Source organism: Streptomyces sp. NPDC046876 (assembly GCF_040645035.1).
Lineage (GTDB): Bacteria > Actinomycetota > Actinomycetes > Streptomycetales > Streptomycetaceae > Streptomyces.
The window spans coordinates 47509-73369 of record NZ_JBEYXK010000004.1 but is presented as its reverse complement, the minus strand read 5'-3'; the positions used below and the strand labels follow the sequence as shown (position 1 = coordinate 73369).

Here is a 25861-nt window from a genome sequence, read left to right as displayed (position 1 = left end):
GCCGGGGCACCGGGAGCACGGGGCGCCTCAGGAGGTCAGGTGCCCGAGCGTGTACTCCGCGCGCTCCACCACGGCCGTCGGGGCGCCCTGGGCCCGCAGCTCCTCGATCAGCGCCGTCATCCGGGCCGCCCCGGCCTCGTCGCGGCCCAGTTCCTGCTCGGTCCACGCGGCGAACTGCACGCACTCCAGCCAGCCGTCCAGGTGGTCCGGTCCCAGCTCGGCGTAGAGCGTGGCGGCCCGCTCCACCAGCTCGATCTCCTCCAGGCGCAGCGCCTCCAACAGTGCCTCCTCCGCCTGCGCCGCCTCCTCGTCGTCGCTCTCCTCGGACGAGGTCACCCGCCGGTCGAGCACCTGGGCGAGCTGGTGCCAGGTCTGGGCGAGCTCGTAGCGCAGGGCAGGAGCCTGCGGATCGGCGGCCAGCGCTGCGTCGAGCACCGCGGCCGCCTCGGCCATCCGCGACCGCGCCTGTGCCACCCGCACGTCGGTGATCTCCCCGCGCAGGCCCAGCCAGGCCAGGGAGCGCAGGATCCGCACCTCGGCGACCGGTGCACCGCCCGTCGCCCGATACAGCTCCAGCGCCCGTTCGAAGGCGGCGGCCGCCTCCTCGTCGAGCCGGGCCTCGGAGAGCTGGTCCGCCGCCGAGTGCGCGAGCCCCGCCTGCGGCCGGGCGTCCTCCCAGCCCTTGGCCACCTCCGCGGCCAGCAGGAACTGCTCCGCCGCCGCCCGCGGTTCGTTCAGCTGTCGCAGCAGGTCGCCGAGGAACTCGCGGGCGGCCACGGCCTGGCCCTCACCGTGCTCCAGCAGGTCGGGCAGCGTCGACTGGAGCACCTCGGCCGCGTCGGCGGTGCGGCCCGCCCGCGCGTACGCCCGGGCCAGGACCAGCCGTGCCTGCGCCCCGCCGTCGGCCGTCAGGCCGGCCAGGTCGAACCAGTGCGCCGCCGTCAGCGCGTGCTCGGCCGCCTCCTCCGCAGTGTCGGGCCGGTGGAGCAGGATGTCCGCAAGGGTGAGCCGTACGGCGCCCTGCGTCTCGGCGTCGGTGACCTCGTCGGCGTGCTCCACCCCGGCGCGCGCTGCTTCCTCGGCCTCCTCGGGCCGCCCCAGCTGCATCAGCACACCGGCCCGCAGGGCGAGGGGCTCCACCCCCTGCCACGGCCGGCCGACCGCCACGGCGCGCCGGGCGCCTGCGGCCAGCAGCTCGACGGCCCGCTCGGGGTCGCCCTGCGACAGGGCGATGCGGCCGAGCATCTCCTCGGCCTCCGCGGCCAGGTCGGGCAGCGCCTCGGCGCGGGCGGCGATGAAGGCGGTCAGCCCGGCCGCCAGCACGCCGTGCCCGTGGTCGTGCTCGTGGTCCTGCCCGTGCCCGTGTCCGTCCGCGTCTCCGTGGCCGTCGCCGCCTTCCAGCGAGCGCAGGTACGACTCCAGCCGCATCGACGCCAGTTCGGCCAGGGCGATCCGCCGCTCGCGCAGCGGCTCCCCGGCGTCCAGCGCCTCGGCAGCCCGTACGGCCACCGCCAGAAGCTCTCGGATCCGCTCCGGTGCGGCACCGGCCTGCGCGGCCGCGCTAGCCAGCCGCAGCTCCGCCAACGCAGCCCGTTCGTCCCGTCCGAGGGCCCGGTAGCCGTCGCGGACGGCCTCCAGCAGCTCCGCCGCATCTGCGGCCCCGCCGCGCGCGGCCGCCAGTGCCCGGCTGTCGGCGACATCGGCCGCGACCAGCGGGTCCACCTCGCCCTCCGGGAGGGCGGCCGCGCGTACGGCCACCTCCGCCCAGAGCCCGTCCGCGGCCGGGTGCCCCGTCTCGCGGGCCCGGCGCGCCCGCTCCACCAGTTCGGCGAAGCCCTGCCCGTCGCCCCCGGCGCCGGACGCAGCCGAAGCCGAAGCCGAAGCCGCAGTCGGTACGGGCGCCTGCGCGGCCCGTCCGGCCGTGGCGCCCTGCGCGGGCAGCGGCGCGCTGCGCACCCCCAGCGGCAGCACGGCGGCCAGCGGCTCCCGTCCGATCCGCGTGAGGAAGCGGTCCGAGACCCGGGTGGTGCCGTTGCGCGCGTCGAACCGGCGGGCGATGTCGAGCGAGCCCGCGTACAGCACGTCGTACAGCTCGGAGACCGTCCGCGGCGTGCCCTCGTACGGGACGGCCGGGCTGTCGCCGTACCCGAGCTCCTTCAGCCGGCGCAGCAGCACGAGGATGCCGCCGTGGAACGCCATCCGGTCGTCGACGTTGGCGAGGGGGCCCACGTGGGCTGCGTGCTCGGCGAGGATTTCCAGGCCGCGCGACTCGTTGCCGCTGAGCGCGCAGAACTCGATGTGCTTGCCGACGGAGGGGAGCAGGCTCTCGTTGCCCCGGGCCAGGCGGTAGCCGCGCAGGTGGTGTGAGCGCGCCTCGTCGAGGCGGCCGAGGCGCAGCAGCGGCAGCAGCGAGGTGGCCAGCACCCGGTGCGGCTCCTCGGCGCAGGTCCGCTCGCCCGCCAGGACGGGCTGCCAGTGCTCCATGGCTCGGGCGTCGTCGCCGCGAAGCACGGCGTACTGGCCCTGGCTGTTGAGCTCGCAGGCGTGGCAGTCGCTCATGTCGTCGCGTTCGGCCGCCAGCCAGGCGCCCAGCGCCCGGTCGGCCCGCTCGTCGTCGCCGGTCGCGTGCGCGAGCCACATCTCGGCCTCGCGCACCGGACGCTCGCTGTAGCCGGCGAGCCGGTAGCGGCGCTCCATCTCCTCCAGCCAGCCGACGGCGGACTCCAGAGGGATCTCCGGGGAGTCGCCGATGGCCGTGCCCACCCACTTGAACTGCCAGAACAGCGAGTGCGCGTCCCAATGGGAGAAGGAGCCGGGGTCCTTGTCGTACTCCTGGAGCAGCCGGGCGAACGGCACCAGCATCTTCGAGGACTCGGCGCTGTAGAGGTATGCCGTGATCAGGTTGTCCAGCGTCCTGCGGAACAGGGCGGCGTCTCCGCTGGCCTCCGCCGCGCCGACCAGGGCCTCGGCGTGGGCGTTGCGGGCCGCACCGTTGGGCGCCTGCCGGTTCTCCTCCAGCCCCCGGTCGATCTCCTCGCGGGTCATCATCGTCACTGCTGGCCCTCCCGGGCGTCGGTGGAGTGGGTCGCCCATTCGAGGAGCCCGAGGAAGGCCCGGTTGAGCAGGGTGGAGTCGGCAGGGCGCAGCGGCCGCTGGGACATCAGCAGCGCCTGCCCGTACAGCGATTCGACGGCCGTCCCGGTCAGGGCCTCGTCGGGCAGGGCCGCGATGCGGCGGATCAGCGGGTTGTTGTGGTTGAGCACCAGCCGGGCCCGCGGCGCGGAGCCGCGCAAGGCGCCGAGGATGCCGGTCCACAGAGAGTCGGCGCTGTCCAGGGCGGCGGTCCGGTCGCGCTCCTGGCGGGCCTGGCGGTCGTCCAGGTAGAGGGCGGGGACGGAGACGGGCTGGAAGGCGCGCAGCACCACGTCGCAGCCCTGCGGCTCCAGGCGGGTCCGGGCGGTGGACAGGAAGGACGACAGGGCCAGTTCGGCGGCGGTCGGGACCGGGTCGAGCCGCTCGGTGACGGCTCCGGCATCGAGCTCGGTGACCTTCAGGTCCGGCCGGACGGCGGGCAGCAGGGCGAGCAGGTCGGCGTCGTAGGTGTAGCCGGCGTTGATGACGCCGAGGCCGTGCGCCGCGGCGATCGGGGCGATCTGGCGGAACTCCTCGACGGTACGGGTGAAGTGGATCTCGGTGTGGGCGGCCGTGAACTCCTGGAGGCTCATCGAACCGTCGCTGGTCTCGAACGGCAGCCACGGAAGCATCAGGCCGAGCAGCTCGGCGTCGTGCCGGGCGAGGGACTTCACGCCGAGGTGGTGGACGCTCAGGAACGCGGCCAGCCGCTCCGGTTCGCTCGCGGCGAGCTCGGCGAGCCAGGCGCGCACCCGCCCGCCGAGGGCCTCCCGTACGGCGGCCAGGGTCTCGTCGTCGTACAGGTTCTCGCGGGAGGCGGTGGGGCGCAGCGTGTCCGTGTCGATGACGGCGCGGACGAAGAACGCCCAGTCGGGCAGCAGGCTGTCGGCCCGGTCGGTGAGCAGCATGCCCTTGAGGTGGACGCGGTGCCCGGCCCGGTGGGCGGGGCTGGTCGGCTCGGGCAGGACGTACGCGACGCCCCGGACGCCGGCGACGGGCAGGTCGAGGTCGATGGTGTCGAGGGGGGTGAAGCCGAAGAGCTGCGCACAGTGCCCGGCGAGGGCGACGCGGCGCGCGGCGGGGGTGGGGAAGGGGCGGTCCCACACGGCGGGCCGGTCGGTGACCGGGCGCGGTTCGCCGCCCTCGCCGTCGTCGAAGGTGATGTCGTACGGGAGCAGGGAGCCGTAGTCGCGGGCCAGCTGCTCGACCTTGGCCGGGACCATCCACTCCTCCGCGCCCGGGCGGGCTTCGAGGATGACGGTGGTGCCGGGCTCCTGGCGGGCGTCGTGGGGCAGTTCGCGGACGGTGTAGGAGCCGTCGTCGGTGGCGAGCCATTCGACGGGGGCGGCCTGGGGATCCCGGGCGGAGCGGGTGACCACGCGGATCTGGCGGGCCACGACGAAGCAGGCGAGCAGGCCGATGCCGAACTGGCCGAGGAATTCACGGCGGGTGGTCTCCAGGCCGTGCTCGCCGCCGCGCTTGGAGCTGCGGCCGATGGTGGCGAGCAGGGAGTGGGCCTCGGCGGCGGTCAGGCCGATGCCGCTGTCCTCGATGGTGACGCGGCCGGCGGTCGCCGACAGGCGGATGCGGATCTGTGCCTCGGGGTCCAGGGCGTGGCGGGCGGTGACCGCGTCCACCGCGTTCTGCAGGAGCTCGCGGACGTAGACGCGCGGGCTGGAGTAGAGGTGGTGGGAGAGCAGGTCGACCAGACCGCGCAGGTCCACCTGGAAGTTGTTGGCCGAGGATTCCCCGCTGGATACGGAGCTGGAGCCGGAGCCGGAGTCGGAGTCGGATACCGGGTCGGGCGCGGACTCGGCGCCGGAGGCCGACGTGGATGCGGACGTCATGGAGTGTCACCTCGCGTGCGTACGGGAAGGGTTCGGCGATCGCGAGGTACCCCCCCTCACGGATCCCGGAGTGAGGAACAGATTAGGGGGCCGATACGACAATCTCCGCGGAAATTCCTGCGCGGTCAGGGCCAGCGCAGGAATTGCGGAGGCACGGCGTCCACCAGCCACACCCCGTTGGCGCTGAGCCGGAACACGTGCCCGGCCGCGCGCATCGCGGCGGCGTCCACGCCGAGCACGACCGGCCGGCCGCGCCGGGCTCCGACGCGGGTGGCGGTCTCCCGGTCGGGGGACAGGTGGACGTGGTGGCGGGCCATGGGGCGCAGGCCCTCGGCGCGGATCGCATCGAGCGCCCGCGCGACCGTGCCGTGGTAGAGGTACGCGGGCGGCTCGGCCTCCGGAAGATCCAGATCCACCGGGACGGTGTGGCCCTGGTTCGCGCGGATGCGGGTCCCCTCGACGGCGAAGCGCTGCTTGTCGTTGGAGGCGACGACGTGGTCGAGCTCGGCGCGGCTGATGGGGAAGCGGTGGTCGGCAGCGGCGCGCAGGAGGTCGTCGATCTCCACCCAGCCCTGGGGGTCGAGCGACAGTCCGATGCGTTCGGGCTGGTGGCGCAGGTGTTTCGAGACGTATTTGGACACCTTCACGGTGCGTCTTTCGTCCATGACGCCAGCTTGCCGGGTCGCACGGCAGCGCCGCAGGGATTTTCGGCCGTCTCGGGCGCCCGCGGACTGGCGGATCGCACGCTATCTCTCTTTCAAGATGCGGAATACCTTTTCCATAAAACGTCTACTCAGGGGGAGAACCCATGACACACCGTGCTTCCCTGCCACGCCGTGCGGTAGCCGAGCTCGTCGGCACCGCCGGCCTCCTCATGGTGGTGATCGGATCCGGGATCCAGGCCGCCGGCCTCAGCCGCGACACCGGTGTCGCCCTCGTCGCGAACTCGCTCGCCTCGGCCGTGGGCCTCGGGCTGATCATCACCCTGTTCGGGCCGCTGTCGGGGGCCCACCTGAACCCGGTGGTCACGCTCACCTCCTGGTGGGCCCGCCGGCGCGGCGGCGACGGGCTCGCAGGCCGCGAGGCGCTCGTCTACACCGCGGCCCAGACCGCGGGGGCCATCGGCGGCGCGGTCCTGGCCGAGGTGATGTTCGGCCACGCCCCCGGCGCCTTCTCCACCCAGGTCCGCGGCGGCAGCCACCTGCTGCTCGGGGAGGTCGTCGCGACCGCCGGGCTCGTCCTCGTCATCCAGGGCCTGGAGCGCATCGGGCGGGCCAAGCTGATCCCGGCCGCCGTGGCCGCGTACATCGCGTGCGCGATCTGGTTCACCTCGTCGGGCTCGTTCGCGAACCCGGCCGGCACCATCGGACGCGCCTTCAGCGACTCCTTCACCGGGATCGCCCCGCAGTCGCTGCCCGGCTTCGTCGCGGCGCAGCTCGTCGGCGGAGCCCTCGGCCTGGCCCTGGCCGCGCTCCTCTACGGCGGCACCGGCCGCGGCGCCGGTCACGGCGCCGGACGCCGCATCGGGCGTCGTATCGGGCGGGGCAGGGAGAGGACTGCGGTCGAGCCGCGGCCCATCAGCACCGCGGATCACACCAGCGCCACCAGCCCTACGTATGAGACCGCCAGCTGAGACGCCCACCGAGTTGCCCACAGGAAGCCCCGGCTTGTCCACAGCCGGTTGGGTGGGTTTTGACGGCAAACGAGGGATCCGCCCTGTGGACTACCGGCCTCCCCTGCGTGCCAGATCGTTCATCGTCCGGGCCTGCAGCTCGCGTTCCGTCGCGGCCCGGACGAACTCCCCCACATGCTCGGCACCGACCAGTTCCTGCACCGCCCGGACCGTCCCGGCCGGCAGCGGCACCGCCGCCGGCCCCGACGGCTGGAACGCCCCCGCCGCGCCCAGGTGGCGCTGGAGGTGCCGGGTCGCGAACAGCCGCATCGCCCGCGCCAGCTCGGCGTCCACCGTCTGCTGGGCCAGCGGCCGCAGTCGCCGCACCATCGTCGCCGCCTCCGCCGCGTCCGCGTCCGTCGGCGGCACCTGCCCCAGGTAGCGCGCGAAGACGTGCTCGGTGGTGAAGTCCAGGAACCTCGAGGCGATGTGCTCCACCTGCCCGCGCAGCTCCCGCAGGTGCCCGGTGATCGCCGTCAGCGGTACCCCGGCCGCATACAGCTCCGCCGCCACCGCCAGCTCCTGCGGCGAGGGGACGAGGAACTCGTCCGGGCGCCCCGGGATCCGCTCCAGCACGCCCAGCTCGCACGCCTCGTCCACCGCCGCGTCGTCCGAGGTGCCGCCGAACCGCTCGTTCAGCTCGGCGCGGCTGACCCGGGCGGCCTCCTCGTCGGTCCACGGTCCGTGCACCTCGGCGACCAGCCCCAGCACACCGCCGAGCCCGCGCCCCGCGTCCCAGGCCTCCAGCAGCTCCTTGATGGAGGCCAGGGTGTAGCCGCGGTCCAGCAGGTCGGCGATCTGCCGCAGCCGCGCCAGGTGCGTGTCGCGGTAGACGTTCGAACGGCCGCGCCGCTCCGGCTTCGGCAGCAGGCCACGGTCCTGGTACGCCCGGATCGTGCGCACCGTGGCTCCGCTGTGGTGCGCCAGATCCTCGATCCGGTACTCGGCTACTGCCTGATCGGACAATCCCGGCTCCCTACGACATGGCGGATCGGCCCTCCTGCCAGGGATGGTACGACCGCCGGAAACAGGGGGGTATGGCCGTGCCGCTCACAGCCCGGCTTCCGCCTTGGCCAGCCTGCGCAGCAGACCCGGAGCCCAGCGCGACATCCACAGGGCGCCCTTGGACTCCGGTGTCACCGGCACCACCGCCTCGTTGTGCACGACGGCGCGCAGGATCGCGTCGGCGACCTTCTCCGGCGGGAAGTTGCGCAACCCGTACAGCCGGGACGCCTTCTCCTGGCGGCGCTTCTCCTCCGCCGCATCCGCCCCGGCGAAGCGGGTGGTGGCGGTGATGTTGGTGTTGACGATGCCCGGGCAGATCGCCGAGACCCCGATCGACTGCGAGGCGAGTTCTGCGCGCAGGCACTCCGACAGCATCAGCACCGCCGCCTTCGAGGTGCCGTACGCGGGCAGGCTCTTGGAGGGCAGATAGGCGGCGGCCGAGGCGGTGTTGACGATGTGGCCGCCCTGACCGCGCTCTGCCATCTGCTTGCCGAAGATCCGGCAGCCGTGGATGACGCCCCACAGGTTGACGTCGAGGACCTTCTTCCAGTCCTCCGAGGTGGTCTCCAGGAACGGCCCCGAGAGCCCGATCCCGGCATTGTTGACCAGCACGTCCACGATCCCGTACTCGGCGGCGGTCTTCGCGGCGAGCTTCTCCATCGCCTGCTCGTCTCTGACGTCCACGCCCTCGCCCCAGGCCCCGGGCGCCCCGATGAGCCGCGCCATGTCCGCCGTGCGGGCCGCGCCCTCCGCGTCCCGGTCCACGCACACCACCCGGGCCCCGGCCTCGGCGAAGGCGAAGGCGGTGGCCCGGCCGATGCCGCTCGCGGCTCCGGTGACCAGCACCAGTCGGCCGCCGAACCAGTCGGCGTACTTCCCCGGGGCCTTCTGCTCCGGTGCCCGCGCGGCCGGCTCCTCCCGGGCGGTGACGAACTCGGTGATCCACGCGGCCAGCTGGTCCGGCCGGGTCCGGGGGATCCAGTGCTGGGCCGCCAGCGTGCGCCGCACCAGGTCGGGGGCCCACCGCTCCACGTCGTCATAGAGCCGCTCGGACAGGAACGCGTCCTGTGTCGGCGTGATCAGCTGGACCGGTACGTGGGCGTACGCGTCGGCGCGCGGGCGGCGCATCCGGGAGCGGACGTTGTCGCGGTAGAGCCAGGCCCCGTGGGCGGCGTCCGAGGGCAGCGAAGGGGTCGGGTAGGAGCCGGCCGGGATCTTCTCCACCCGCTCCAGGATCCCGGGCCACCGCTTGCCGAGCGGCCCGCGCCAGGCGAGCTCCGGCAGCTTGGGGGTGTGCAGCGCATACACGTACCAGGACTTCGCGCCCTGGCCCAGCAGCTGGGCGGCCCGGCGCGGTGTGGGCCGGCTCATGCGCTTCTTGATCCAGTGCCCGAAGTGGTCCAGGGAGGGGCCCGACATGGAGGTGAAGGAGGCGATCCGGCCCTCGGTGCGGGCGACCGTCGCGAACTCCCAGCCCTGGACGGAGCCCCAGTCGTGGCCGACCAGGTGCACCGGCCGGTCCGGGCTGACCGCGTCCGCCACCGCCAGGAAGTCGTCGGTCAGCTTCTCCAGGGTGAACCCGCCGCGCAGCGGCACCGGCGCCGTGGAGCGCCCGTGCCCGCGCACGTCGTAGAGCACCACGTGGAAGCGGGAGGCCAGCCGCTCGGCGACCTCCGACCAGACCTCCTTGCTGTCCGGATAGCCGTGCACCAGCACCACCGTCGGCCGGTCCGCGTCGCCGAGTTCGACGACGCACAGCTCGACCCCGCCGGTGCGCACCCGGCGCTCGCGCGCTCCGGCGAGGCCGCCGGGGCGCGTGATGCCGTTGATGCCGGTGCCCGCGTCGATGCCGGTGGACCCGGCCGTTTCGCCCATGCCGCTCATGCTGCCTTCTCCTCGGCCCAGCGCCGCACGTGCGGCAGATCGTCGTCCAGCCAGAACGCGCTCTCCTCGGGATCCCGGGAGTCGGTGACCACCAGGATCTCCTCGAACTTCGCCCCGGTTCCCCGGAAGCCCAGATGCGGCTCCACCGCCCACAGGCCGGGCTGCGGCGCGTGGTCGGAGAAGCGGTACGGGCTCCACAGCGGTGACCAGCCCTCACGGTGTCCGTGCAGGGCGTCGCTCGCCAGTCCCTTGAGGGACTGCGTCCCGAATCCGAAGGCGGTCGGCGACCAGCGCCGCTCCTTCACCCGGTCGATCTTGTGGGCGATCACGCCGAAGGGGTAGGCGCGGTGCCGGTTGGCGTACCCCTGCCAGACCATGAGCCGCTCGACGTTCTCGTAGATCTCCCGCAGGGAGCGCCGCTCGCGGACCTGGCGCAGGATCAGCTCACGGTGGAAGCGCAGGTCGGACATCAGCCGGTCCTGGACCGGATTGAGCCCGAGGCTGCCCGAGTACCCGATGTCCGCCGCGTACCCCCGGTGGACCGGGGCCATGTCGAGGATGAACGGCATCCCCGGCTCCAACTTCCGGTTCGTCGGGAAGAACTGCAGCGGGATCCTGAACCCCGCGAAGGCGGTGCGGTCCCCGAACCACGCGAACGGCAGGTGGAACCAGTCCCGTACGCCGCGCTCGCGCAGCCACTCGCGCTGCATCCGCGCCGCCTCCCGCTCGGTCACCCCCGGCCGCAGCTGCGCAGCGACGGTCTCCGCGCACTCGTACGCGAGGCGCTGCACCTCTCTGAACCCGCGGAGATCGGCGGCGAGCCGCCCGGTGAGCCGTGCGCTGTGCTGTGCGGTGTCCCCAGCCATCCCAGCCATGCCAGCCGTCCGTCCCTAGAGCCGTACCGCCCATAACTTGACACTGATGAATGTGACAATGGCCGGAGATCACGTCAAGGGCCGTGCACCGGCCTGTGGACAAAGTTGTCCGGTCCGCATCAGCCTTGCGTCAGGGTCCGTACGCCTGAAGGCTGATACCGGACCGCGCTCCAGGTCTGACGATCCGGGCGGCACGCGCCACTAACGTCGAAGCCGTGACTGTCATCGCGACCGAAAGCCTGAGCAAGCGGTACCCCCGAGTGACCGCCATCGACCGGCTCACCCTGGACATCGGACCGGGCGTGACCGGTCTGGTGGGCGCCAATGGAGCCGGCAAGTCCACGCTGATCAAGATCCTGCTGGGACTGTCCCCCGCCACCGAGGGCCGCGCCGCCGTACTCGGACTCGACGTCGCCACCCATGGCAGCGCCATCCGCGAGCGCGTCGGCTACATGCCCGAGCACGACTGCCTGCCCCCCGACGTCTCGGCCACCGAGTTCGTCGTGCACATGGCGCGGATGTCCGGGCTCCCGCCGGCCGCCGCCCGCGAGCGGACCGCCGACACCCTGCGCCACGTGGGCCTGTACGAGGAGCGCTACCGCCCCATCGGCGGCTACTCCACCGGCATGAAGCAGCGCGTCAAGCTCGCCCAAGCGCTCGTCCACGACCCCCAGCTGGTCCTGCTCGACGAGCCCACCAACGGCCTCGACCCCGTAGGCCGCGACGAGATGCTCGGCCTGATCCGCCGCGTCCACACCGACTTCGGCATCTCCGTCCTGGTCACGTCCCACCTCCTCGGCGAACTGGAGCGGACCTGCGACCACGTCGTGGTGGTCGACGGCGGCAGGCTGCTGCGCTCCAGCTCCACCAGCGACTTCACGCAGACCACCACGACCCTCGCGGTCGAGGTCACCGATTCCGACGCCCACCCGGACGGCACCGCCGCCCTGCGCCGGGCGCTCACCGACGCGGGCGTCGTACTCCACGCGGGGGAGGAGCAGGGCCTGCCCGGGGCCGGCCACATCCTCCTGCTCGAGGCCACCGGCGAGAGCACGTACGACGTCGTCCGCGACACCGTCGCCTCCCTCGGCCTCGGCCTGGTCCGCATGGAACAGCGGCGCCACCACATCGCGGAGGTCTTCCGCGACCACGACCAGCGGAAGGGAGCCGGCACCGATGGCGCCTGACACCTCCACGGCCACTCAGATCCACAACATCGGCTACCGGTCCTACGACGGGGCCCGGCTCGGCCGCTCCTACGCCCGCACCTCGCTGTACTCGCAGTCGCTGCGCGGCGCCTACGGGCTCGGCCGGTCCGCGAAGTCCAAGGTCCTGCCGATGATCCTGTTCGCGGTGATGTGCGTCCCGGCGCTGATCATCGTCGCCATCGCCATCGCGGTGCCCGGCTCCACCGACCTGCCGATCAAGTACACGACGTACGCCCTGACCACCCAGATGGTCATCGGCCTCTACCTCGCCTCCCAGGCACCCCAGTCGGTCTCCCGGGACCTGCGCTTCAAGACCGTGCCGCTGTACTTCTCGCGGCCCATCGAGCGGGTCGACTACGTCCTCGCCAAGTACGCGGCGATGGCCTCGGCCCTGTTCATCCTCACCGCCACGCCGCTGCTGATCATGTGGATCGGCTCGTTGCTGGCGAAGTTCGACTTCGCGGACCAGACCAAGGGGTTCGCTCAGGGGCTGGTCTCCGTGCTGCTGCTCTCCGTCCTGTTCGCCGGCCTCGGCCTGGTCATGGCTGCGCTCACCCCGCGCCGCGGCTTCGGCGTCGCGGCGATCATCGCCCTGCTGCTGATCCCGTACGGCGCCGTCACCGCGGTCCAGGGCGTCGCCTACAGCGCGGGATCGACCGGCCCGATCGAGTGGATGGGCCTGTTCTCCCCGATCACCCTGATCGACGGCATGCAGACCGCCTTCCTCGGCGCCACCTCCGCCTTCCCCGGCGGCGAGGGCCCCTCCGCCGGTGTCGGCTTCGTCTACCTGCTCGTCATCCTCGGCCTCATCGCCGGCTCCTACGCCGCCCTGATGGCCCGCTACCGGAAGGCCGGGCTGTGACCACCATCGACATCGACCACACCAGCCGCTGGTTCGGCAACGTCGTCGCCGTCAACGACGTGACCATGCGCATCGGCCCCGGCGTCACCGGTCTGCTGGGCCCCAACGGCGCCGGCAAGTCCACCCTCATCAACATGATGGGCGGCTTCCTCGCCCCCTCGACCGGCACCGTCACCCTCGACGGCGTCGCCATCTGGGGCAATGAGCAGGCGTACCGGCACATCGGTGTCGTGCCCGAGCGCGAGGCCATGTACGACTTCCTCACGGGCCGCGAGTTCGTCGTCGCCAACGCGGAGCTCCACGGGCTCGACGACGCCGCGGCACGCCGCGCCCTGGCCACCGTCGAGATGGAGTACGCCCAGGACCGCAAGATCTCCACGTACTCCAAGGGCATGCGCCAGCGCGTGAAGATGGCCTCCGCGCTGGTCCACGACCCGTCCGTGCTGCTCCTGGACGAGCCGTTCAACGGCATGGACCCCCGCCAGCGCATGCAGCTCATGGACCTGCTGCGGCGCATGGGCGACGAGGGGCGCACCGTCCTGTTCTCCTCCCACATCCTCGAGGAGGTCGAACAACTCGCCTCCCACATCGAGGTGGTCGTCGCCGGCCGGCACGCCGCCTCCGGCGACTTCCGCCGGATCCGCCGCCTGATGACGGACCGCCCGCACCGCTACCTGGTCCGGTCCTCCGACGACAGGGCACTGGCCGCCGCCCTGATCGCCGACCCGTCCACCGCCGGCATCGAGGTCGACGTCCAGGAGGGGGCCCTGCGCATCCAGGCCGTCGACTTCGGGCGGTTCACCGAACTGCTGCCGCAGGTCGCCCGCGCCCACGGCATCCGCCTGCTGACGGTCTCGCCCTCGGACGAGTCCCTCGAGTCGGTCTTCTCCTACCTCGTCGCGGCCTGAAGGAGCTGGCAACCGTGTACAACCCCACCGTGGCCCGGCTCACCTACCGCGCCCTGCTCGGCCGCCGCCGCGCGCTGATCCTCTTCGCGCTGCCCGCCCTGCTGATCGTCATCTCCGCCGTCGTCCGGGCCTTCACCGGCGTGGACGACAAGGTCGCCGCCGATCTGCTGGGCGGCTTCGCCCTCGCGACCATGGTCCCGCTGATCGGCGTCATCGCCGGCACCGGAGCCATCGGCCCCGAGATCGACGACGGCTCGATCGTCTACCTGCTCTCCAAGCCGGTGAAGCGGCCGACGATCATCCTGACCAAGCTGACCGTCGCGGTCGCCGTCACCATGGCCTTCTCCGCCATCCCGACGCTGATCGCCGGCTTCATCCTCAACGGCAACGGCCAGCAGATCGCCGTCGCCTACGCGGTCGCCGCCCTCGTCGCCTCCATCGCCTACAGCGCCCTGTTCCTGCTGCTGGGCACGGTCAGCCGGCATGCGGTGGTCTTCGGCCTCGTCTACGCCCTGATCTGGGAGTCGCTCTTCGGCAGCCTGGTCTCCGGCGCGAAGACCCTCAGCGTCCAGCAGTGGGCCCTGGCCCTGGCCGAGAAGGTCGCCGGCGAAGGCTACGTCGACGCCACCGTCGGCCTGCCCACCGCGGTGGTCCTGCTGTCCGTGGTCACCGTCGGCGCCACCCTCTACGCCGGCCAGAAGCTGCGCCGCCTCACCCTGGCGGGCGAGGAGTAGGACCCGCCGCACCGGCCCCGTCACCCGTGCCCCGCCCGGCCCACCGGCCGGGCGGGGCACGGCCGTGCGAGGCATGATCGGGGGCATGACCGAGCACGCCGAGCCCGAGCCGTCCAGGCCCGTACGGTCCTGGATACGCTCCTCGCCCGGCACGCACATATGGCTGCTCGTCATCGCCGTCACCAGCCTCATCGTCGTGATAGCCCCCGACCACCTCGAACACGTCCTGCTGCACCGGCACAGCAGCAACATCCACGAGCTGACCAGACACCCCGTACGGGCCCTGCTCTCCAGCGCCTTCTGGATCGAGAACCCGGCCTCGCTCGCCCTGTACGCGGCCCTCTTCGAGCTCTTCCACGCCCCCGTCGAACGCTGGCTCGGCACCCTGCGCTGGCTCGCCATCGTCGCCACCGCGCACATCACGGCCACCCTGATCAGCCAGAAGGTCGTCCTGACGGCCATCCAGGACCACCGGGCCCCGCAGAGCATGGTCCACGTCGTCGACGTCGGCGTCTCCTACGGCCTGGCCGCCTCCATCGGCGTGCTGACCTACCACCTCCCCGGCCCGGTGCGGTGGTTCTACCTCGCCGGAGCCGTCGCCTTCTACGGGATCCCGCTCCTGACCGGCAGCACGTTCACCGACCTCGGCCATGCCATCTCGCTCGCCGTCGGTCTGCTCGCCTGGCCGCTCACCCGCCACCCTCCGCCCACCGCTGTTTCACGTGAAACATGACGCGCCGTTTCACGTGAAACACGACGCGGCCGGCTGTGTGTGGGTGGTCAGGGCCGCCGCGCACTGGCACGGAGAAAATCGCTGGTACGGCGCTTCGGGCAGGGGCAGAGTGAGTCGTGCGGGGAGCAACAAAAGGTCCGGGGCAGCCACTTCGAGCGCGCCGTGCGGCGCGGGCTGCCCCGGACCCTCGTGCATTTCGGCCTCGGCGGTGACGCCGCGGCCGCCCCAAGCCTCAGGCGGCGCCGAGCAGGCGCTCCAGGACGACCGCGATGCCGTCCGCTTCGTTGGAGGTCGTCACCTCGTCCGCCACCGCCTTGAGCTCCGCATGGGCGTTGGCCATGGCCACGCCGTGCGCCGCCCAGCTGAACATGGGGATGTCGTTGGGCATGTCGCCGAAGGCGATCGTCTCCGCCGCCTTGACCCCCAGCCGACGTGCGGCCAGGGACAGGCCGGTGGCCTTGGTGAGCCCCAGCGGAAGGATCTCCACTATCCCGGGGCCGGCCATGACGATGTCCACGAGGGAGCCGACCGTCTCCCGGGCCACCTTGACCAGCGCGTCGTCGTCCAACTCCGGGTGTTGGATGTACAGCTTGTTCAGCGGAGCCGACCACACCGCCGCGGTGTCGTCCAGGTACCGGGCCGGGAGGCCCCCCTGGACCCGGTAGTCCGGCCCGTACAGCACGTCGCCGTCGACCCCGTCGCGGCTGGCCGCGAGGGCCAGCGGGCCCACCTCGGCCTCCAGCTTCGCCAGGGCCAGCCCGGCGAGCTGCCGGTCCAGGGTCACCGAGGTCAGCAGCCGGTGCGCCCCCGCGTCGTAGACCTGGGCGCCCTGCCCGCACACCGCGATCCCCCGGTAGCCGAGGTCGTCGAGCACGCCCCGGGTCCAGGGCACGCCCCGGCCGGTGACGATGATGTGCACCGCGCCCGCCGCGGTGGCCGCGGCGAGCGCCTCACGGGTGCGTTCCGAGACGGTGTCGTCGCCACGCAGCAGGGTGCCGTCGAGGTCGGTCGCGACGAGCTTGTACGGGAACGGGGCCGGGCTCACTTGGTGATCGGCTCCAGGACCTCGCGGCCGCCCAGGTAGGGGCGCAGGACCGGGGGCACGTGCACGGAGCCGTCGGCCTGCTGGTGGTTCTCCAGGATCGCGACGATGGTGCGCGGCACGGCGCACAGGGTGCCGTTCAGCGTGGCGAGCGGCTGGGTCTTCTTGCCGTCGCGGACGCGGATCGACAGGCGGCGGGCCTGGAAGCCGTCGCAGTTCGAGGCGGAGGTCAGCTCGCGGTACTTGCCCTGGGTCGGGATCCACGCCTCGCAGTCGAACTTGCGCGAGGCCGAGGCGCCGAGGTCACCGGTGGCGACGTCGATCACCTGGAACGGCAGCTCGAGGCTGGTCAGCCACTGCTTCTCCCAGGCGAGCAGGCGGGCGTGCTCGGCCTCGGCGTCCTCCGGCGCGACGTACGAGAACATCTCGACCTTGTCGAACTGGTGGACGCGGAAGATGCCGCGGGTGTCCTTGCCGTACGTACCGGCCTCGCGGCGGAAGCACGGGGAGAAGCCGGCGTAGCGCAGCGGCAGCTTCTCGGCGTCGATGATCTCGTCCATGTGGTACGCGGCGAGGGGGACCTCGGAGGTGCCGACCAGGTAGTAGTCGTCCTTCTCCAGGTGGTACACGTTCTCCGCGGCCTGGCCGAGGAAGCCGGTGCCCTCCATGGCGCGCGGACGGACCAGCGCGGGGGTGAGCATCGGGATGAAGCCGGCCTCGGTGGCCTGCGCGATGGCGGCGTTGACCAGGGCCAGCTCCAGCAGGGCGCCGACACCGGTGAGGTAGTAGAAGCGCGAGCCCGACACCTTGGCGCCGCGCTCGACGTCGATGGCGCCGAGCGCCTCGCCGAGCTCCAGGTGGTCCTTGGGCTCGAAGCCCTCGGCGGCGAAGTCGCGGATCGTGCCGTGCGTCTCGAGGACGGTGAAGTCCTCCTCGCCGCCGACCGGCACGTCGGGGTGGACGACGTTGCCGAGCTTGAGGAGCAGCGTGCGGGCCGCTTCGTCGGCCTCGTTCTGCTCGGCCTCGGCGGCCTTGACGTCGGTCTTGAGCTGCTCCGCCTTCTTCAGCAGCTCGGCCCGCTCCTCCGGGGAGGCCTTGGGGATGAGCTTGCCGAGCGACTTCTGCTCATTGCGCAGTTCGTCGAAGCGCATGCCGGAGGACCTGCGGCGCTCATCGGCGGAGAGTACGGCGTCGACGAGTTCGACGTCCTCTCCACGGGCGCGCTGCGAGGCGCGGACACGGTCAGGGTCTTCACGGAGCAGCCGAAGGTCAATCACCCCTCCAGGCTACCGGTCTGGGCTTCCCGCACTCACACCGATATCACGCTGCGTGTCGCTATGTCCTAATTGCCGAGAATGGAAAACTCTGATCGACTGGCCGGAAGTGGCCCCTCCCGGGCGGTCGATAAAGAACACCCCATTCCCCGGAAAGAGGAACAATCCGAGCATCCCGCCCTGCTTCGGCGGGCCTCGGACCCCGCACCTTGTCCACAGGAAACCCCCAGCCCACCGACTTGTCCACAGGCTGTGCGCCGCATCTGTGGACACGGAATGAGATCAATCCCGTTCACCTGGGGGCCGGAACGAATCAGGGTTCAAACCGCCTCCACACACTCATTCGGGTGGGAATGCCTCGCCCCAAAGAGTTCATCGGCGATACGGGGGTGACGCCGTTCACCTTCCGCTCTTCAGCGCGAAACCTGGGTTCCCCGACCGATTTGTCGACCTTGTGAGGGCCAACTGTCGACTAGTCCACAGGTCCGCATCTCGCCCTGTGGATAACTCTGTGGACGGGGGAGAACCGTCGGAGCCGGCTACGGCCGGCCGTCGAGGCAGCGCGTCAGCCAGTCGGAAGCGGCCGTGAAGTCGCCGTCCGACGTCCCCGGCCGCGGAGTCCGGACCTCACTGCGGGTGACGCCCGCCCGCGGATAGGAGCCCAGGAAGCGGACCTGGGGACAGGTCCGCTTCAACCCCATCAGCGCCTCGCTGACCCTGCGGTCCGAGATGTGGCCCTCGGCGTCCACGGCGAAGCAGTAGTTGCCGATGCCCTCCCCCGTCGGCCGCGACTGGATCAGCATCAGATTGACCCCGCGCACGGCGAACTCCTGGAGCAGCTCCAGCAGCGCACCGGGGTGGTCGTCGCCGAGCCACAGCACCACGGAGGTCTTGTCGGCGCCCGTCGGGGCGGCCGGCCGGGCGGGGCGGCCGACGAGCACGAAGCGCGTCTCCGCGTTCTGCGCGTCATGGATCTCCGTGACCAGCGGGACGAGCCCGTAGGTGGCCGCCGCGAACTCACCCGCGAAGGCGGCGTCGAAGCGGCCCTCCTGGACCAGACGGGCCCCGTCGGCGTTCGACGCGGCCGACTCCCACACCGCGTCGGGCAGGTTCGCCCGCAGCCAGTTGCGCACCTGCGGCTGGGCGACCGGGTGCCCGGTGACGGTCTTCACGTCCGACAGTGCGGTGCCCGGCCGCACGAGCAGCGCGAACGCGATCGGCAGCAGCACCTCGCGGTAGATCATCAGAGGTTCGCCGGAGGCCAGCTCGTCCAGCGTGGCGGTGACACCGCCCTCCACCGAGTTCTCGATCGGCACCAGGGCGGCCGCAGCTTCCCCGTTGCGCACGGCGTCCAGGGCGGAGGCCACCGACACCATCGGGACGAGCTCCCGGGTCGCGGCTTCCGGCAGCGTGCGGAGGGCGGCTTCCGTGAAGGTGCCCTCGGGACCGAGATACGTGAAGCGGGTGGCCGACATGCGATCAGCCTAATGCCGGGGCCCCGGCCCGAGGGGTGCTGTTCACCCTTCGAGCAGCCGCTGCCCCACGTACTCCCCCTCGCGCGGACCGGGCGGCACCGCGTACAGGCCGCTGGACTCGTGCCGGATGAACGCCGAAAGCGCGTCCCCGCGGTCGAGCTTGCGCTGCACCGGGACGAAACCACGCAGCGGGTCCGCCTGCCAGCAGATGAACAGCAGCCCCGCGTCGGGGGTGCCGTCCGCTGCTATCCCGTCGTGGAAGGAGAAGGGGCGCCTGAGCATGGCCGCCCCGCCGTTCTGCGCGGGCGCGGAGATCCGGGCGTGCGCATTGGCCGGGATGACCGTCTTCCCGTCGGGGCCCAGCTTGTCGAGATCCATCTTGCTGGTCTCGGTGCCGCCGCTCAGAGGCGCTCCGTTGGCCTTGGTCCGGCCGATGACCTGCTCCTGCTGGGTCTGGCTCTGCTGGTCCCAGGCGTCCAGCAGCATCCGGATGCGCCGCACGACGGCGTACGAGCCCCCGCCCATCCACGCGTGCGCGGCAGGGCCCGGCCCGGCCGCGGGCACGAAGATCCGCTTGTCGAAGTCGGGATCCGCCGGCTTGGGGTTCGCGGTGCCGTCGACCTGCCCCATCAGGTTGCGGGCGGTCATCGGGGAAGAGGTGGCCCCGGGAGAGCGGTTGAAACCGTTCATCTGCCAGCGCACCCGGGCGGCGTCCCCGGCGTCCTTCTGCAGCGCGCGCAGTGCGTGGAAGGCGACGAGACCGTCGTCGGCGCCGATCTGCACCCACAGATCGCCGTTGCTGCGCTGGGGATCGAGCTGGTCGGCGGAGAAGTCCGGCAGCGGGTCCAGCGCCGTGGGCCGACGGTCCGCGAGCCCGGTGCGCTCGAAGAAGGAGTGGCCGAACCCGAAGGTGACGGTGAGCGAGCACGGCCCGGAGTCGAGGGCGATGCCCGAATCCGCCGTCGGCGCGGTCTCACCCGCCATCAGTCGGCGGGCCGTCTCGGACCAGCGGCGCAGCAGGGCCGCGGCCTCCTTGCGGCCGGCGCCGGGCGCCAGGTCGAAGGCGAGGACGTGGCCCTTGGCCTGGAGGGGCGTGGTGATTCCGGCCTGGCGCTCGCCGTGGAAGGCGACCCGGGTCGCGCCCACCGAGGCCAGGCCGCCCGCGGCGCCGGGGGCTCCGGCCGGCGCATCGGCGAGCGCGGACTGCACCAGCGCGCCGCCCGTCGCACCCAGCGCGAGCCCGGCGGCGCCTGCGGCACCCACGGTGCCCAGCAGCCGGCGGCGGGAGATTTCGATGTCGGGATTGCTCTCGGTCACGCTGGTCAGCCGATCTTCACGGTCTTCTGCACGGTCGTCTGGTCGATGTCGGAGGTGCGGACGGTCACGTCGATCCGCCATTCCCCGGTGAGCGGCAACTGCACCCCGGAGGCACTCCAGTGTCCCGGCGTCGCCCGCTCGGGAACGAGCGGGAGGGGGCCGATGTCCTTGGCGGGCAGGGTGAAGGCCACCTTGATCTCCGGGACGTCGAGCGGCCCGCCGTCGGCGGATTCGACCCAGAGGTGGAGGGTGTTGGCGCCGACCCGGCCCGGGTCGAGCTCCAGCCGCACCGATCCCTTGCCGCTGGGGCCGCCGGTGTCGAACGGCAGCGTCACCTTGACGGCACGGTCGGGGACCGCCGTGGAGGCTGCGCCGGATCCGCGCCCCGCCTCCTTTTGCGCGGTACGCCCGGGCTCGGTACTGGTGAGCACGGTGGTCACGGAGAGCAGGACGACGGCCACCGCGGCCTCGGCGAGGACCGAGCGGCGCAGGCCGGCCCGGTTCGGATCGGCGTCACGGGCCTGCCGCTCCCGTGCGTTCTCGCGCGCCGCCCTCTGCCGGGCCAGCTGCGCGGCCCGCTCGGGGTCCTCGGGGGCGGCTCCCTCGGCAGGGGATGTTTCACGTGAAACGTCGGCCGAGTCCGTTTCACGTGAAACATCGGCCCGGGCCGCTTCGCCGGGGGCGCCCCCACTGGCCGCCGGGGAGGAGACGCGGCCCGCCGGTGTGCCGACCTCGGCCGGCCGCGCGGCAGGTGCCTCGGCCAGCCGTGCGGTCCAGCCCCGCGAGACGTAGGCGATGCCGACGAGAACGGCGACGAGGCCGACCTTGATCAGGAGCAGCCGCCCGTAGCCGGTGCCGGTCAGCGCCGACCAGCTGCCGACCTGGCGCCAGGACTGGTAGAGGCCGGTGAGGGTGAGGACGACGACGCTGGTGAAGGCGACCAGGGAGAAGCGCCGGACCGCCTCGCGCTCCATTCCGGGCACCTTGTAGAGGGCGACGAGCAGAGCGGTGAGCCCGCCGAGCCAGGCGGCGACGGCCAGCAGGTGCAGGATGTCGGCCGGCATGGCGACACCGGGCTGGATGCCGGTGGAGGCGTGCTCGGACAGGGCCCAGGTCGCGGCGATGCCGCCGGCGACGACGGCCCCGCCGATCCCGAGCCCGAACTCCAGGTCGCTGGTCTCCTTGTCCTTCTCTGTGTCTTTCTCGTCCTTCGCGGCGGTCCCGACGGTCGCGCTCCCGCCGGGCTGCCGGCGTGCGTACGCGCCGAACAGGACGGCGAGGAACAGTGCGGCGGCGCCGAGCAGCAGCAGCCTCGACACCAGGGAGGCGCCGGTCTTGGTCCCCAGGACGGCCCGCAGGCCGTCGAGGTCGAGTACGTCGGCGAACCTCCCGGACCCGGTGTACGGGGTACGCAGCACCAGCATCGCGAGGGTGGCGGCGGTGAGCGTGACCCAGGCGCGCAGGACGAGCCTCTGCAGCGGCCGCTCGGCAGCGCCCCGACGCCAGCACAGCAGGATGAACGCGGAGGCGCCCACCAGGACGGTGAAGCCGGCGTAGGCGGCGTAGCGGGCGATGCCGTACGCGATGCCGACGGGGCCGCCGCCCGCCTCCCGGGCGGGAAGCGAGACGCTGGTGGCCGAGGGCGCGCCGATGGAGAAGGTGAAGGCACCGGAGACCGGGTGGCTGTCTGCGGAGACGGCCTGCCAGGCGACGGTGTAGGTGCCGTCGGGCAGCCCCGAGTGCAGGGCGGTGCCGTACCGGACGGTGGATCCGCTGCACATGTCGCGCAGTTCGCCGGTGTCCACCCGCTTGCCCTGGGGGTCCAGGACGCGGATGGAGTCGCCGCCCATGGCGACCTGCTCCGAGAAGGACAGGGTCACCTGGGCGGGGGCCGTGGCGACCACCGCCCCCTCCTTGGGGTCGCTCGCGGTGAGTGCGGCGTGCGCCGCGGCCGGGCCGGCCGCGGTGAACAGGGTCGCCAACAGGGCTGCGAGGACCAGCGCGAGCCGCGGCAGGATCGCCGCGGCCCGGTCGCGGGCCGTGGAAGGGGCGGGGGCGGTGGCCGTCATGGCGTGTCAGTCCCTCGGTCCGTCAGTGGGCGTTGTTGTTCTGGGCCTGGTACGTCCGTTCCTTCACGTCCAGTTCGACCTTGACCGGGTCGGCCTTCTCGAAGCGCAGCTCGATGGTGACCTTGTCGCCGACCTTCGGCTTGTCCTTGAGCCCCATGAACATGATGTGGTTGCCGCCGCGTTCCAGCTTCAGTTCGCCGTTCGCCGGCACGTCCATGGACGGGACCTGCTGCATCTTCTGGTCCTTGGTCTCATGGATCTGCAGGTCGTCGGAGAGCGGGCTGGTGACGGCGGTCAGCTTGTCGGCGGTCCCGGAGTCGTTCTTGATGACCATGAAGGCGCCGGCCATCTTGTCGTTGACCGGCTCGGGCATGAACGCGCCGCTGACCGTCGGCTTCGGCTTGTCCGCTGCGGCCTTGCCGCCGGAATCGGAGCCGGAGCCGGAGTCCGAGGAGCAGCCGGATATGGCCAGGGCCGCCATCACGGAGAGGGCGGTGGCCAGGGTGCGGATGGTGCGGCGGTTCACGGGTTCTCCCCCTTGGCGATCTTCGGCAGGTCCTTGGTGTAGTCGTCGACGGTCGTGCCCTCGCCGTAGAGGACGTAGCCCTCGTCGGTCTTGGGCGAGAACGCGATGACCTGGGCACCGTGCATGGAGACGACCTTGCCGTCGGCCTCCTTCTTGGCGGGGTCGATGCCGATGCCGAGCTTGCGCGCGGCGGCCTGGATCGTGGGGAAGTCCCCGGTCAGCCCGACGAAGGACGGGTCCTGGGCCTTGAGCCAGGCACCGAGGGACTCGGGGGTGTCGCGCTCGGGGTCGGTGGTGACGAAGACGACCCGGAGGTTGTCCTGGTCAGCCTTGGGCAGCGCCTTCTTGGCGACGGCGATGTTGCTCATCGTCAGCGGGCAGACGTCGGGGCAGTTGGTGTACCCGAAGTAGATGAGCGTCGGCTTGCCCTTGGTCTGCTCGCGCAGGTTCCACGGCTTGCCCGTGGTGTCCGTGAGGACGAGCTCCGGCTTGTCGAAGGGCCGGTCGAGGACGGTCGCCCGGCCGGGCTCGGACTGGCCGGTGAGCTGGGTGACCGCGGGGGTCTTGGCGGCGGGCTCGCCGCCGCAGGCGGTGAGGGTGAAGGCGGCCGCGGCGAGGAGGGCGGCGACCGCCGTCACACGTGGGGTGCGCATGGTGAGGATGTCCCTGGGATCGGGGGGTGTGTACGGATGCACGGCCGGGCAGGGCGGCGCCGTGGACGCGGGGAGTCCCGCGTCCGGCCGCGCCGAGCCCCCGGCTGTGCGGATGTTTCTGGATACGGCCCCGGAGGGCGCCGGGTCAGGAGGCGCGGCGGCGCGAGGCGATACCGAACGCGAGACCGCCGAGGCCGATGAGGATGCCGGCGATGCCGAGGGCGCGCGCCGTCGTGTCTGAGCCGCTCTTGGCAGCGGCCTCCTCGTGGCCTTCCTTGCCGTGGTCGTCGGACTCGGCCGGCTTCTTGGCGTCGTCGTGGTGGCCGTCGGCGGCCTTGGCGGCCGTCAGCTTCAGGACGGGCGCCGGGTTCTGCGGCTCGGCCGCGCCCTGCTTGGCCTCCTCGATCCACCGGACGACCTCGTTGTTGTCGTACGTCTGGATCGCCTTGAAGACCATCTGGTCGGCGTTGTCCGGCAGCTTGCCCACGGAGACCGGGAACTGCTGGAACTTGCCCGGCTCGATCTTTCCGCCGCTCCAGGTCACCTTGGTGACGGCCTCGTTGATCTGCTTGCCGTGCACGGTTAGAGGCTTGTCGAGCTTGGTCTTCTCGACCGTGACGGTCCAGCCGGGGATGTCCTGCGGCATGACGGACGAGAGCGGCTGGTCGGTCGGGAAGTTGACCTCGAGCTGCGTGGTCGACGCGTTGTCGCGCTCGTTCGGGACCTTGAAGTTCAAGGTGGCGTAGCCGCCCTTCGCGGCCTCACCGGGCTGCACGCTGACGTGCGCGAAGGCGGGGCCGGACAGGACGAGGACGGCGCCGGCGGCGAGGGCGGCGGCAAGGGAGACGCGCGAGGTCTTCGAGGTCTTCATGGCGGAACACTCCAGAGGCAGGGTGACGGTGGCACCGCACGCGGGCGCGCGCGGATTCCGCGGCACCGGTGCCCCGGGTGCTCCGGGGATGAAGGGTGCCGCGTCAGGCTGCGAGGGCGAGGGCCGAGGGCGGCCCGCGCCGCACCACCGTGTGCTGGAGCGTTTCCCTGCCGGTGTACGCGGCCGGCTCGGACGCGGTCCGGGGAGCCTGCGGACCCCGGGCGGGTGCGCCCGCGAGCCCGGCCGCGAGCGCCCGTACGAAAGCCAGCGCGGCGCGCAGCGGGCGCACCGGGTCCACCGCCTCGCTGCCGCGCGACAGCTCGACCAGCCGGAACAGCGCGGCGTCGCCGCGCCCGAGCAGCCAGCCCGCGGCGAGCGCGGCCAGCAGGTGGCCGAGGAGCATGCCGGGGCTGAACAGGCCGGTGGCCGGAGCGGCGGAGGCCTGCGCCATGTGGGCGTGGCCGAGGTGTTCCTGTACCGCCGCCTGGGCGGCGAGGGCCGCCGGGTCGAGTCCGGCGGCCTCCAGGATCTGCCGGGCGTCGGACGGGGTCAGCGGGACCGAGTTGCCCCCGCACACCAGCTGCGCGGCGAGCGCCGCGAGCGAGGTGTCGGACGGGGTGCTCGCCTGCGCGGCCGCGGCGCTGTGCTGGCCGAGGCCGAACACCGCGTGCAGACCCAGCTGTCCGACCGCGAGTCCTGCGGCGATCCCGGGCAGCGAGCGCCGGCGTCCCGCGAGCGGGGCGGCGACGGCGAACACGGCCAGGAAGCCGAGGACGAGGGCCCACCAGGGCACGGTGGCGCAGGACGCCAGGGCGTGCCCGCCCGCCGACAGCACGACGCAGACCGCGGTGAAGACCGCGGCCCGGAGCAGCCGGAGACCGGCTCCGGCGGGCGTCGTGTGGGGGAGAGTCATGGCCGAGCCATCATTGCACTGCGCTCACGCCCTCCCTACGGCAGGTCCGCAAGGCCGTCAGGTTCGCGGGGCCGGAGCGTGCCCGCGTCCGTGAGCGTGCCCGCAACCGGAGCGCCACTGCCGGAGTCTGCCCCCTGCCGGCGTGTGCCCACCGCCGGTGCGCATACAACGCTCCCGCAGAAGCCGCATCGGCCGAATGAGGGCTCCGGAGGCGTTCGGGGGCTTACGGTCCCCCATGGGCGGCAATAGGTACCCGTATGAGCATCTGGTGGTCTCTCCACTTGAGGCGCGAAGCCGCGAGCGTGCCGCTCGCCCGGCGGCTGCTGCTGAGAACCATGGAGACCGCGGGGGTGGACCCGGACATCTCCTTCGAGCTGTCGGTGGCGCTGAGCGAGGCCTGCGCGAACGCGGTGGAGCACGGCGGGCCGGCGCAGCCCGCCGGCCACGGCGGGGAGCCGCTCCCGGAGTCGCACTCCGGCTACCGCGTCACGGCGTACCTCGACGGGGACCGCTGCCGGATCGAGGTGACCGACTCGGGCCCGGGCTTTCCGGAGCCGGAGTCGGAGCGGGGGTCGGCGCCCCGGGACGCCCGGGACGCCCGGGACGCCCGGGACGCCGTGGAGCCGTCCGAGCGCGAGAACGGCCGGGGGATGTGGCTGATCGAGGAGCTCGCGGACCACGTGAGGTTCCGCAACCGGCCGGGCCGCGGTGCGGTGGTCAGCTTCGACAAGATCCTCAAGTGGCGCGAGGGCGCCCTGCTCAAGGCCTCGTAGCGGCGGCGCGGCCGCGGTGGGAACGCCGACGGGCGGGACCTGCGTACGACAGTGCGTACGAGATCCCGCCCGTCCCGGGGCGGAGCGG

General features: G+C 72.4%; 22 protein-coding genes. 7 read left to right on the top strand and 15 right to left on the bottom strand.

Going from position 1 to position 25861, the window contains the following annotated elements; translation table 11 throughout:
- Positions 1–27: 27 nt before the first annotated feature.
- The 3 genes from ABZ924_RS04045 to ABZ924_RS04035 form a co-directional block, all read right to left on the bottom strand.
- Entirely contained in the window at positions 28–3054 is a 3027-nt protein-coding gene (locus ABZ924_RS04045) for a tetratricopeptide repeat protein (protein ID WP_361903718.1), read from the bottom strand.
- Complete coding sequence (locus ABZ924_RS04040; protein WP_361903715.1) at positions 3051–4979, bottom strand: HSP90 family protein; 1929 nt, start codon at positions 4977–4979, stop codon at positions 3051–3053. Before ABZ924_RS04040 ends, ABZ924_RS04045 begins: the two co-directional genes overlap by 4 nt.
- Positions 4980–5104: 125 nt before the next feature.
- Entirely contained in the window at positions 5105–5644 is a 540-nt protein-coding gene (locus ABZ924_RS04035) for an RNA 2'-phosphotransferase (protein ID WP_361903712.1), read from the bottom strand.
- Between the two features lie 143 nt (positions 5645–5787).
- Between ABZ924_RS04035 and ABZ924_RS04030 the strand changes: the two genes are divergently transcribed.
- The gene (locus ABZ924_RS04030) at positions 5788–6612 is read left to right on the top strand and encodes an aquaporin (RefSeq protein ID WP_361903709.1); all 825 of its coding nucleotides are present in this window, start codon (positions 5788–5790) and stop codon (positions 6610–6612) included.
- 90 nt (positions 6613–6702) lie between these two features.
- Here the strand turns inward: ABZ924_RS04030 and ABZ924_RS04025 are convergent, their stop codons facing one another.
- The 3 genes from ABZ924_RS04025 to ABZ924_RS04015 all read right to left on the bottom strand — a co-directional run bounded on the left by ABZ924_RS04025 (position 6703) and on the right by ABZ924_RS04015 (position 10406).
- On the bottom strand, positions 6703–7617 hold the full coding sequence (locus tag ABZ924_RS04025; protein ID WP_361903706.1) for a MerR family transcriptional regulator: 915 nt from the start codon (positions 7615–7617) through the stop codon (positions 6703–6705).
- A gap of 84 nt (positions 7618–7701) precedes the next feature.
- Positions 7702–9540 carry an SDR family oxidoreductase gene (locus tag ABZ924_RS04020; protein ID WP_361903703.1) on the bottom strand — a complete coding sequence of 613 codons (1839 nt, stop codon included), beginning with the start codon at positions 9538–9540 and terminating at the stop codon, positions 7702–7704.
- Positions 9537–10406 (bottom strand): M24 family metallopeptidase, encoded by an 870-nt coding sequence (locus ABZ924_RS04015; protein WP_361903700.1) that lies wholly within the window; start codon positions 10404–10406, stop codon positions 9537–9539. Before ABZ924_RS04015 ends, ABZ924_RS04020 begins: the two co-directional genes overlap by 4 nt.
- A 224-nt stretch (positions 10407–10630) precedes the next feature.
- Between ABZ924_RS04015 and ABZ924_RS04010 the strand changes: the two genes are divergently transcribed.
- The 5 genes from ABZ924_RS04010 (at position 10631) to ABZ924_RS03990 (ending at position 14860) form a co-directional block, all read left to right on the top strand.
- On the top strand, positions 10631–11602 hold the full coding sequence (locus ABZ924_RS04010; RefSeq protein ID WP_361903697.1) for an ABC transporter ATP-binding protein: 972 nt from the start codon (positions 10631–10633) through the stop codon (positions 11600–11602).
- Complete coding sequence (locus tag ABZ924_RS04005) at positions 11592–12485, top strand: ABC transporter permease subunit (RefSeq protein ID WP_361903694.1); 894 nt, start codon at positions 11592–11594, stop codon at positions 12483–12485. Before ABZ924_RS04010 ends, ABZ924_RS04005 begins: the two co-directional genes overlap by 11 nt.
- The gene (locus ABZ924_RS04000) at positions 12482–13393 is read left to right on the top strand and encodes an ABC transporter ATP-binding protein (protein ID WP_361903691.1); all 912 of its coding nucleotides are present in this window, start codon (positions 12482–12484) and stop codon (positions 13391–13393) included. Before ABZ924_RS04005 ends, ABZ924_RS04000 begins: the two co-directional genes overlap by 4 nt.
- A gap of 14 nt (positions 13394–13407) precedes the next feature.
- Positions 13408–14127, top strand: a complete 720-nt coding sequence (locus ABZ924_RS03995) for an ABC transporter permease subunit (RefSeq protein ID WP_361903688.1) — start codon at positions 13408–13410, stop codon at positions 14125–14127.
- A gap of 85 nt (positions 14128–14212) precedes the next feature.
- Positions 14213–14860, top strand: coding sequence for a rhomboid-like protein (locus ABZ924_RS03990; protein WP_361903685.1), 648 nt, complete (start codon positions 14213–14215; stop codon positions 14858–14860).
- Positions 14861–15092: 232 nt separating this feature from the next.
- Here ABZ924_RS03990 and ABZ924_RS03985 read toward each other — a convergent pair whose 3' ends face one another.
- The 9 genes from ABZ924_RS03985 to ABZ924_RS03945 all read right to left on the bottom strand — a co-directional run bounded on the left by ABZ924_RS03985 (position 15093) and on the right by ABZ924_RS03945 (position 25000).
- Positions 15093–15905, bottom strand: coding sequence for an HAD family hydrolase (locus ABZ924_RS03985; protein WP_361903682.1), 813 nt, complete (start codon positions 15903–15905; stop codon positions 15093–15095).
- Entirely contained in the window at positions 15902–17179 is a 1278-nt protein-coding gene (gene serS / locus ABZ924_RS03980; protein ID WP_361903679.1) for a serine--tRNA ligase, read from the bottom strand. Before serS ends, ABZ924_RS03985 begins: the two co-directional genes overlap by 4 nt.
- A 536-nt stretch (positions 17180–17715) precedes the next feature.
- Positions 17716–18651 (bottom strand): prephenate dehydratase, encoded by a 936-nt coding sequence (pheA, locus tag ABZ924_RS03975; RefSeq protein ID WP_361903676.1) that lies wholly within the window; start codon positions 18649–18651, stop codon positions 17716–17718.
- A gap of 42 nt (positions 18652–18693) precedes the next feature.
- The gene (gene efeB / locus ABZ924_RS03970; RefSeq protein ID WP_361903673.1) at positions 18694–19968 is read right to left on the bottom strand and encodes an iron uptake transporter deferrochelatase/peroxidase subunit; all 1275 of its coding nucleotides are present in this window, start codon (positions 19966–19968) and stop codon (positions 18694–18696) included.
- Positions 19969–19973: 5 nt separating this feature from the next.
- Positions 19974–22037, bottom strand: coding sequence for a copper resistance protein CopC (locus ABZ924_RS03965; RefSeq protein ID WP_361903670.1), 2064 nt, complete (start codon positions 22035–22037; stop codon positions 19974–19976).
- 22 nt (positions 22038–22059) lie between these two features.
- Entirely contained in the window at positions 22060–22563 is a 504-nt protein-coding gene (locus ABZ924_RS03960) for a copper chaperone PCu(A)C (RefSeq protein ID WP_361903667.1), read from the bottom strand.
- Positions 22560–23216 (bottom strand): SCO family protein, encoded by a 657-nt coding sequence (locus ABZ924_RS03955; protein ID WP_361903664.1) that lies wholly within the window; start codon positions 23214–23216, stop codon positions 22560–22562. The genes ABZ924_RS03960 and ABZ924_RS03955 overlap by 4 nt, the downstream gene beginning before the upstream one ends.
- 145 nt (positions 23217–23361) lie before the next feature.
- Positions 23362–24087 (bottom strand): YcnI family protein, encoded by a 726-nt coding sequence (locus ABZ924_RS03950; protein ID WP_361903661.1) that lies wholly within the window; start codon positions 24085–24087, stop codon positions 23362–23364.
- Positions 24088–24190: 103 nt separating this feature from the next.
- Positions 24191–25000: a hypothetical protein gene (locus ABZ924_RS03945; protein WP_361903658.1), complete on the bottom strand. Its 810-nt coding sequence runs from the start codon at positions 24998–25000 to the stop codon at positions 24191–24193.
- Between the two features lie 257 nt (positions 25001–25257).
- On the opposite strand from ABZ924_RS03945, the gene ABZ924_RS03940 reads away from it, so the two are divergent.
- Complete coding sequence (locus ABZ924_RS03940) at positions 25258–25773, top strand: ATP-binding protein (protein ID WP_361903655.1); 516 nt, start codon at positions 25258–25260, stop codon at positions 25771–25773.
- The last annotated feature ends 88 nt before the right edge of the window (positions 25774–25861 follow it).